This is a genomic window from Pseudonocardia sp. McavD-2-B, assembly GCF_024124365.1.
Taxonomy (GTDB): Bacteria; Actinomycetota; Actinomycetes; order Mycobacteriales; family Pseudonocardiaceae; genus Pseudonocardia; species Pseudonocardia alni.
Genome location: NZ_JAMXSG010000302.1, coordinates 1 through 6,624, shown reverse-complemented (window position 1 = coordinate 6,624; position 6,624 = coordinate 1). Strand labels below are relative to the sequence as shown.

Here is a 6,624-nt window from a genome sequence, read left to right as displayed (position 1 = left end):
ACTGCTCGGCACCGGTGGGTTCCTGTTGTTGTCCGGGCCGTCCGGCGCGGTCGGCGTGCTCGGGCTGCTGTGGGGGATCGCGGGCCTGGTCGGGCTCCGGCGCAGCACCGGCCACCGCGGGGTGGCCGGCCGGCTCACCGGGCTCACGATGGTCGACGCCCGGGAGCCCGCCCGCACCGCCCCGGCCGACCGGCCTGCTGTGCCCGACCGCCCCGCAGCGCCCGACCGCTCCGCGGGCTGACGGCTCAGGGCCGGGCGTCGGCCAGCTTCTCAGCCAGCACCGACCGCAGGATCGCCTGCTCGGCGGCGAGCATCGTGAAGGTGCACCCCAGCGCCCGGAAGCGGCGGACGTGCGCGGGGGAGTCGCAGTAGATCCCCACCGGTACCCCGGCCCCCGCGCACACGGCGGCGATCCCGGAGACCAGCTCGGCGTGCCGGTCGGACTCCGGGCCGCCGTCGCCCTGGGCGGCGAGCGGGAGCCCGTGCGCCAGCGCCAGGTCCGACGGCCCGACGAACACCGCCGCGACCCCGTCGACGGACACGATGTCGGCCAGGTTCGCCACCGCGGCGACCGTCTCCACCATCACCACCGTGCGCGGCGGTGCGAACACGTCGCGGCCCTGCCACGAGGGGCGGACCGGCCCGAAGCTGCGGACCCCGTCCGGCGGGTAGCGGCACGCCGCGACCGCCGCAGCGGCCTGCTCGGCGGTGTCGACCAGCGGGACGATCACGCCGTCGGCACCCCGGTCCAGGGCCCGCCCGATGCCCTCGGCTCCGTGGCCGGGGACCCGCACCAGCGACGGCGTGCCCGTCGCGGACAGGGCCTGCAGCATGCCCAGGACGGTGTCGTCGCCGATCAGGCCGTGCTGGGTGTCGACGCAGACCAGGTCGAACCCGACGGAGCCGGCGATCTCGGCGACGGCGGGGGAGGGCAGCTGCAGCCAGCCACCGACCGCGTCGCCGGTGAACAGTGGATCAGGGGTCATGCGACGACCGTGCCGCCCCGCCCGCCCGACACGCCAGTCGAGGCCGTCGTCCCGTCGTGTGCCGGGCGCCTGTCCGGCACACCACCGCCGTCGACGACGACACCTGGTTCCTCGACGCGGGCCCGCAGGCCGCGCGTGGTGCTCGACGACCCGGCCGCCGCACTCGGGACGGGGTGAGCCCGCCGCGACGGGCGGGGCGGGGTGCCATCATCACCCCATGTCGTCGCCGTCCGCGCAGCCGGTGTCCCTGCCCGCCCGGCCGGTGGTCGGGGTCCTGCACCCCGGCGCGATGGGCGCCGCGCTCGGATCGGCGCTCAAGGCCCGCGCGGGCGCGGTGATCTGGGCCGACGCCGGGCGCTCGCACGCCACCGCCAAGCGCGCCGAGCTGGCCGACCTGCAGGCGGTGCCGACCGTCGCCGACCTCGCCGCCCGGGCCGACGTGATCGTGTCGATCTGCCCGCCGCACGCCGCGCGCGAGGTCGCGGGCCTGGTGGGCGCCGGGCTGGCCGGGCGCACCGACCGCCCGCTCTACGTCGAGGCCAACGCGGTGTCCCCGGACACCGTCCGCGGCATCGCGACACTGCTCGGCGACCGCGCGACCGTGTGCGACGGCGCCGTCATCGGCCCGCCCGCCTGGACGGTGGGCACCACGACGCTGTGGCTGTCCGGGCCGGGGGCGGACACCGCCGCCACCCTGTTCGAGCCGGGCCCGTTCGACGCCAGGGTGCTCGGCACCGCCGGGACCGACCTGGGCGCCGCGAGCGGGCTGAAGGCCTGCTTCGCGCTGCAGAGCAAGGCGGCACCCATGCTGTGGCTGGCGCTCGAGGAGGCCGCCGCGGCGTTCGGTGTCACCGGGGCCCTGCACGCCGAGCTGGACCGGGCCGGGGTCGACCACGCCGCCGCGCTGGCCCGCGCCCGCGAGCGGATGGCGGGAAAGGCGTGGCGCTGGGCGGGGGAGATGGACGAGGCGGCCGACGCGTTCGCCGCCGCCGGGGTGCCCGACGGCTTCTCCCGCGCCGCCGCCGAGCTCTACCGGCGCGCGGCCGGGGCGGGCGGGTGAGCCGGGCCCGGCACCGCGACGGCGGCACCGGACCCGGCCGGTCTCACGCCGCGACGCTGCCGTGCGGGTCGATCACGAACTTGCGGGCCACGCCGCCGTCGAACTCCTGGTAGCCGCGCGGGGCGTCGTCCAGCGAGATCGTGGTCGCGTTGACCGCCTTCGCGATCTGCGCCCGGTCGGACAGGATCGCCTGCATCAGCTGCCGGTTGTACTTCTTCACCGGGCACTGGCCGGTGGTGAAGCTGTGCGACTTCGCCCAGCCCAGCCCGATCCGCACGCCGAGGGTGCCCTCCTTGGCCTTGTCGTCGGCGGCACCCGGGTCGCCGGTGACGTAGAGCCCCGGGATGCCGAGCGCGCCGCCGACCCGGGTCACCTCCATGACCGAGTTCAGCACGGTCGCGGGCGCCTCCCCGGCGTCGCGCCCGTGTCCGCGGGCCTCGAACCCGACGGCGTCGACGGCGGCGTCCACCTCGGGCTCTCCGAGCAGCTGCTCCAGCTGCTCGGCCAGGGTCCCGTCGCCGGACAGGTCGACGGTCTCGCAGCCGAAGCTGCGCGCCTGCGCGAGCCGCTCGGGGATCATGTCCCCGACGACGACCGCCGCCGCCCCCAGCAGCTGCGCGGCGTGCGCCGCGGCCAGCCCGACCGGCCCGGCGCCGGCCACGTAGACCGTCGATCCGGTGGTGACCCCGGCGGTCACCGCGCCGTGGTAGCCGGTCGGGAAGATGTCCGACAGCATCGTGAGGTCGAGGATCTTCTCCAACGCCTGGTCGCGGTCGGGGAAGCGCAGCAGGTTGAAGTCGGCGAAGGGCACCATCACGTACTCGGCCTGGCCGCCGATCCAGCCGCCCATGTCGACGTAGCCGTAGGCGGCGCCGGGACGGGCCGGGTTGACGTTCAGGCAGACGCCGGTCTTCCCCTCGTTGCACATCCGGCAACGCCCGCAGGCGATGTTGAACGGCACCGAGCAGATGTCGCCGACCTTCGCGAACAGCACGTCGTCGCCGACCTCGACGATCTCGCCGGTGATCTCGTGGCCGAGCGACTGCCCGACCGGTGCGGTGGTGCGGCCGCGGACCATGTGCTGGTCGGATCCGCAGATGTTGGTGGTGACGATCTTCAGGATCGCCGCGTGCGGAGCCTTCCGCTGGATGCCGAGCCCGTCGACGACGTCGGTGGGCAGCTCCAGCTTCGGGTAGTCGATCGACTCGACGGCGACCTCGCCGGGTCCCTTGTACACGACAACGCGGTTGTCGGGCATGGTGCGCTCCCCTCCTGCGTGGACGCGCGGACCGCGGTCGCGGCCGCGCGGCGGTGACGCGGCCGCACCGATCCCGCGCCCCCACGGGTCGGGCCGCGTCGCCCGCTGCCGACCCTCCCACCCCGTACGGACATGCGCACGCGGCGATGCGTGCCGCAGCGGTCCTGTGCCGATGGTCGGGGTCGGCCGGTCGGGTCCGGGCGGGGTCGGCCGGGACGGGTGATACTGCGCCCATGGCCAGTGACGATCTTCTCGAGCCGCCTGTCCCGGTACTGACCGCGCCGTACCACACCCCCGAGCGCGAGGCGTTGCAGAAGCAGGCCCGCGAGTTCGCCGCGACCCGGGTGCTGCCCGTCGCCGACGAGCTGGACCCGCGCAAGGGCGAGATCCCGCGCGACCTGCTCGACGAGATGGGCGAGCTGGGCTACTTCGGCATCACCGTCGACCGTGAGCACGGCGGGCTGGGTCTCGGGGCGTTCGAGTACTGCATGGTCGCCGAGGAGCTGGCCCGGGCGTGGATGAGCGTCGGGTCGATCATCGCCCGTGCGCAGGGCGCCGGGACCGCCGTCACCGACCCGGAGCGCCGTGCGGAGCTGCTGCGCCGGTCGGCTCGCGGGCAGTGGATCGGCGCGATCGCGCTGTCCGAGCCCGACGCCGGGTCCGACCTGGCCGGGGTGGAGACCCGCGCGGTCCGCGACGGCGACGAGTTCGTGATCACCGGGCACAAGCGCTGGACCGGCAACGCCAAGGCCGCCGACTTCATCCAGGTGCTGGTGCGCACCGACGACCCTGCGCCGGGGGAGAAGCGCTCCGCGGGCCTGGCGACGGTCGTCGTGGAGAAGGAGCGCGACACCTTCCCCGCCGGGATCACCGGCCGCCCGATCGACAAGATCGGCTACCACGGCTTCGTCACCTGGGACCTGGAGTTCGACGGCGTGCGGGTGCCGGTCGGCAACCAGCTCGGCGCCGGCGGCGAGGGATTCGCCGACGCCCAGTCGTGGCTGAACATCGCCCGGGTGCACACCGCCGCGCGGGCGGTCGGGCTCGCCAGGGCCGCCGTCGAGGACTGCGTGCGCTACCTGCAGCGACGCCACCAGTTCGAGCACCCGATCGGCGACTTCCAGGCCGTCCGGTTCACCCTCGCGACGATGGCCGCCCGGGTCGAGCAGGCCCGCGCCTTCTACCAGAACGTGGCGCACCGGCTCGACCTCGGCGAGCCCTGCGAGCGGGAGGCGGCGATGGTCAAGCTGCTGGCCACCGAGATGGCCGCCGAGGTCACCGCGGACGGCATCCAGCTGCACGGCGGCAACGGCTACACCACCGAGCACCAGGTGGAACGGCACTGGCGCGACGCCCGGCTGACCACGATCTTCGAGGGGACCAGCGAGATCCAGCGCAAGATCATCTCCGACCGGCTGCTGCCGCGCAGCCCGCTCGGCTGACGGCGGCGCCGCGGCGTCAGCGGAAGGCGGCCCGCACCGCGCCGAGGGCGTCGGACTCGTCGAGCCCGAGCCGCCGGGCGAGTTCGGCCAGCTCACCGGCCTTGCGCTCCAGCTCGGCGCGTCCACCGGTGGCCCGCTCGGTGAGCACGGCCCCGCGGCCGCGCCGCAGGTCGACCAGGCCCTCGTCGCGCAGCTGCTGGTAGCCGCGCAGCACGGTGTGCAGATTGATCCCCAGTGCGCCCGCGACCTCGCGGGCCGGGGGCAGCCGGTCCCCGGCGGCGGCCCGGCCGTCGGCGACCGCCCGGCGGACCGAGGCCGCGACCTGGTCCCCGAGCGGCACCGGCGACGACGGGTCGACCCGGATCAGCACGACGGTGCGGCGCCGGCCGCGCCGCGCCCGGCGCGACGGTCGAGCTCGGCGTTGACCAGCCCGGCCGCGGTGGCGGCGTCGGGCACCGTGACCACGAACCGGCGGTCGTCGGTGAGGTCGAGCACCAGCGCCTCCCCGGCCCGCCGGGCGCGGTAGCCGAGCACGGACGGCGACCGGCGCAGGACGCCGTACTCGTTCCATCCGAAGCGCTCCGGGTCGAGCTGCTCCGACCGCGCGCCGCGGACCTCGGTGAGCGGTGCCTCGGCCAGCGGCCGTCCGAGCAGCGCCTGCCGGACGTGTACCCCGTCGCCGTCGACACGGACCCGGGCGACGGCGGTCAGTGCGGTCGAGACGACGGCGGCGGCGACGAGCACGACGACCAGCACCGCGCTGCCGCCGGCCGCCAGCTGGGCGACGGCGGCCAGGAGCAGCACCGCCGCGACGACCAGGGTGGGGCGGGACAGCACGGTGCGGGCCCACAGGTACCGCTCACCGGGCGCGAGCGGGGTGCGCACCGCGCCGGCCGGGGCGCTGCCGGTCGCCGACGGCCGCGGGGCGTCCGGCCCGGCCAGCAGGTGTCCGATGCCGTAGGCGGCGGCGACCGCCGCCAGGACGCCGGCGGTCCAGGCCCAGCCCGGGACCTGCGGAGCCAGCCGGGTGCCGGGCACCCACCACACGATGACGGCGAAGGCCCAGGCGGTGCCGACGGCGCGGCGCTCCACGTCGGGCCGCCCGGAGCGCAGCCGCAGCAGCGGCAGCCCGATCGCGAGCAGGCCCACGACGACCACCGCGAGGGTGGTCTGGAGCGTCCGGCCGGGCGGTTGGGTGGCCACCAGGGCGGCCAGGCCCGCGACGGTCAGTGCGGTGGCCGGTGCGGTGGCGAGGAGCCGGCGACGGCTCGTGCGCACGACGGGTGTGGTCATGGCGTCCCTCTCGTCGAGTGATCCGAACTTGTTCGTAATGTACTAGAACAATGATGTCTGCGCATCCCCCGGGGACCGGCTAGCGTCACGGCCATGGCGCTCGACCCCGCGTTCCGGACCGTGCTCGACACCCTCGCCGGGGCGGGGGCCCTGCCGCTGGTCCGCGACGGCGACCCGGTCGCCACCCGGGCCCACTACCGGTCGCTCGCCCTGGCCCGACGCGGACCGGGGTTCGTCCCCGAGCAGGTCGGCCGGGTCGACGACGACACCGTCCCCGGCCCGGCGGGCCCGGTGCCGCTGCGCACCTACGTCCCCGAGGGCGACGACGGCGCGGCCGTGGTGCTCTACCTGCACGGCGGCGGCTGGGTCGTCGGGGACCTGGAGACCCACGACCCGGTGTGCCGGCGGGTGGCGAATGCGACCGGCGCGGTCGTCGTCGCGGTGGACTACCGGCTCGCGCCCGAGCACCCGCACCCCGCGCCGCTCGACGACGCCTGGGCCGCGCTGCTCGCCGTCGCGGGCCGGTTCCCGGGCCGGCGGCTCGGGCTGGCAGGCGACAGCGCCGGGGTGAGCATGGTCGCCGGG

7 protein-coding genes and 1 pseudogene are annotated in these 6,624 nt (G+C 76.1%); 4 read left to right on the top strand and 4 right to left on the bottom strand.

What is annotated here, in order from left to right:
* Window positions 1-241, top strand: a pseudogene (locus NH602_RS26565) (hypothetical protein); the annotation flags it as partial.
* Between the two features lie 4 nt (window positions 242-245).
* Here the strand turns inward: NH602_RS26565 and NH602_RS26560 are convergent.
* A complete protein-coding gene (locus NH602_RS26560) occupies window positions 246-986 on the bottom strand; it encodes an HpcH/HpaI aldolase/citrate lyase family protein (RefSeq protein WP_253069210.1) in 741 nt (246 codons plus the stop codon).
* 217 nt (window positions 987-1,203) lie between these two features.
* On the opposite strand from NH602_RS26560, the gene NH602_RS26555 reads away from it, so the two are divergent.
* Window positions 1,204-2,046 (top strand): NAD(P)-dependent oxidoreductase, encoded by an 843-nt coding sequence (locus NH602_RS26555; RefSeq protein WP_179759883.1) that lies wholly within the window; start codon window positions 1,204-1,206, stop codon window positions 2,044-2,046.
* 43 nt (window positions 2,047-2,089) lie between these two features.
* Here the strand turns inward: NH602_RS26555 and fdhA are convergent, their stop codons facing one another.
* On the bottom strand, window positions 2,090-3,304 hold the full coding sequence (fdhA, locus tag NH602_RS26550) for a formaldehyde dehydrogenase, glutathione-independent (protein ID WP_073574916.1): 1,215 nt from the start codon (window positions 3,302-3,304) through the stop codon (window positions 2,090-2,092).
* 233 nt (window positions 3,305-3,537) lie between these two features.
* Here fdhA and NH602_RS26545 point away from each other — a divergent pair, with 233 nt between their 5' ends.
* The gene (locus tag NH602_RS26545; protein ID WP_073574915.1) at window positions 3,538-4,746 is read left to right on the top strand and encodes an acyl-CoA dehydrogenase family protein; all 1,209 of its coding nucleotides are present in this window, start codon (window positions 3,538-3,540) and stop codon (window positions 4,744-4,746) included.
* A 16-nt stretch (window positions 4,747-4,762) separates the two neighbouring features.
* On the opposite strand, the gene NH602_RS26540 is transcribed toward NH602_RS26545, so the two are convergent.
* Entirely contained in the window at window positions 4,763-5,116 is a 354-nt protein-coding gene (locus NH602_RS26540) for a GntR family transcriptional regulator (protein WP_062394920.1), read from the bottom strand.
* On the bottom strand, window positions 5,110-6,039 hold the full coding sequence (locus NH602_RS26535) for a hypothetical protein (protein WP_073574914.1): 930 nt from the start codon (window positions 6,037-6,039) through the stop codon (window positions 5,110-5,112). Before NH602_RS26535 ends, NH602_RS26540 begins: the two co-directional genes overlap by 7 nt.
* A gap of 93 nt (window positions 6,040-6,132) precedes the next feature.
* On the opposite strand from NH602_RS26535, the gene NH602_RS26530 reads away from it, so the two are divergent.
* A partial coding sequence (locus NH602_RS26530) for an alpha/beta hydrolase fold domain-containing protein (RefSeq protein WP_253069209.1) occupies window positions 6,133-6,624 on the top strand: 492 nt, incomplete at its 3' end.

Coding starts and splice junctions, on each gene's coding strand:
- NH602_RS26555 (WP_179759883.1), top strand. CDS start 1,204: ATGTCGTCGCCGTCCGCGCAGCCGGTGTCCCTGCCCGCCCGGCCGGTG.
- NH602_RS26545 (WP_073574915.1), top strand. CDS start 3,538: ATGGCCAGTGACGATCTTCTCGAGCCGCCTGTCCCGGTACTGACCGCG.
- NH602_RS26560 (WP_253069210.1), bottom strand. CDS start 986: ATGACCCCTGATCCACTGTTCACCGGCGACGCGGTCGGTGGCTGGCTG.
- fdhA (WP_073574916.1), bottom strand. CDS start 3,304: ATGCCCGACAACCGCGTTGTCGTGTACAAGGGACCCGGCGAGGTCGCC.
- NH602_RS26535 (WP_073574914.1), bottom strand. CDS start 6,039: ATGACCACACCCGTCGTGCGCACGAGCCGTCGCCGGCTCCTCGCCACC.